The organism is Polaribacter sp. 2305UL8-11 (genome assembly GCF_058147165.1).
Genome location: NZ_JBYVJW010000045.1, coordinates 1 through 272 on the forward strand (window position 1 = coordinate 1; position 272 = coordinate 272).

General features: G+C 48.2%; 1 pseudogene. It reads left to right on the top strand.

The window, feature by feature from the left end:
- Positions 1–272, top strand: a pseudogene (locus ACY2RW_RS16150) (hypothetical protein); the annotation flags it as partial.

Consider the following 272-nt stretch of genomic DNA (forward strand, 5'->3'; position numbering starts at 1 on the left):
TGTAGTGCTAGCTCCGATTATCGGGGCTTATGCTCACAAACTTCCCAGAAAACAGTGGCTGGCCGGTTTAGATATTGCGCGTGCCGGGCTGATTCTGTTTCTGCCTTTCGTGACTCAGGTATGGCAGGTTTATGTGCTGATACTTTGCATTAATGCCTGCTCTGCCGGGTTTACTCCCGTTTATCAATCGGTGTTACCGCAGATTCTTCCCGATAAAAACCAATATATGAAAGCTCTTTCCTGGAGTCGTTTGGCTTACGACCTGGAACAGC